Genomic DNA, 1,213 nt, shown 5'->3' with positions numbered 1-1,213 from the left:
CCGGAAGCTAAGACCCACAGCGCCGATGGTACTGCATTCGAGAGGATGTGGGAGAGTAGGACACCGCCGGACAACACCAAAAACAGGTCGAGGCCCCACACCACACGGTGCGGGGCCTCCCTGCATTAACCCCACAAGCCACAACACGGCCACCCCACCAGGTGGCCATTCTTCGTTTAACAGCCCAACGACGGCTGCAGGCCACGGCCCTTGGTGGGTGGGCGGCCCGGGCATGCCGCACCGCGGGTACCGGCACCGGAGAGGGGATCCTGTGCCGCGGGACTGCCGCTGCGGGTGGGATGGTGCTGGTGGGGGCGAGCTCAGGTGGTGCCGACGCGTGTGTTGTGCTGCTTGGCGGGGTCCTGGGGCGCGGTGGTTTGTGTAGTTTGTGCTGGCTGCGTGGGTTCCCTGGTTGGTGGGTAGTGAAAGACACAGTGGCTGTGCCGGCCTGGGAGTGGGCTTGGCTGTGGTCCTGGGGAAGGTGCCGGTGCCGAGGGCGGGGCGGGGGAGTGGGCCCTGTGGCAGATATTGCCGGCGATGTGGGGCCGTGGTGTCTGTGCAGTGCTGGTGCGCGAGCAGTTTGGGGTGTGGCTGGAGAACTTTCTTTGTGTCGTGGGTCTCCTGCTTGAGGGGTTCCGGGGCTGTTGGAGGCCGGTTTTCGGTGGTGTATCTCAGGTCTCATTAACGGGTTTTCGGGGCTGAAATTCCCCGCCAATTCAGGGAAGTTGCCGGTGTCAGGGGCTGCTTCCGGAGGCTGTGGGGGCCGTGGAGGGCCCGTGTGGTTTGCGCGTTCGCAAAAAGGTGTGTATTGTTTTTCGAGTTGCCCCGGTTCATGGGGAAACGAAAAACCCCCACTTCGAAGCCGGTTCTGCTGGTGTTCTGGTGGGTTGCCCCGGCACTGATCGTCACGGACTGTTTGTTGGTTCTGGTGTGTTGGCTGGGTGTGGTTGTTGTTTGAGAACTCAATAGTGTGCCAAGTTTTATTGATACCAATTTATTGTATTGAATTGGTTATTTGGTTGGTTGTTGCCGCCCCTGTGGTGACGGCTGGCCGTTTAGCTGGTTTCGAATTTAGTGCACGCAGCTATCATCTTTTTCCGGTGTGGTTGTGTGTGTCTGTTTAGTTATTAACGGAGAGTTTGATCCTGGCTCAGGATGAACGCTGGCGGCGTGCTTAACACATGCAAGTCGAACGATGAACCCCGCTTGCGGG

The 1,213-nt window shown here is 59.8% G+C and carries 1 rRNA gene; it reads left to right on the top strand.

Annotated elements, in window-relative coordinates:
- Nucleotides 1-1,127 precede the first annotated feature (1,127 nt).
- Nucleotides 1,128-1,213 (top strand): 16S ribosomal RNA (locus PCK14_RS19280); the annotation flags it as partial.

The organism is Arthrobacter sp. HY1533, from assembly GCF_027568515.1.
Lineage (GTDB): Bacteria > Actinomycetota > Actinomycetes > Actinomycetales > Micrococcaceae > Specibacter.
This window is presented reverse-complemented; position numbering and strand designations above follow the sequence as displayed.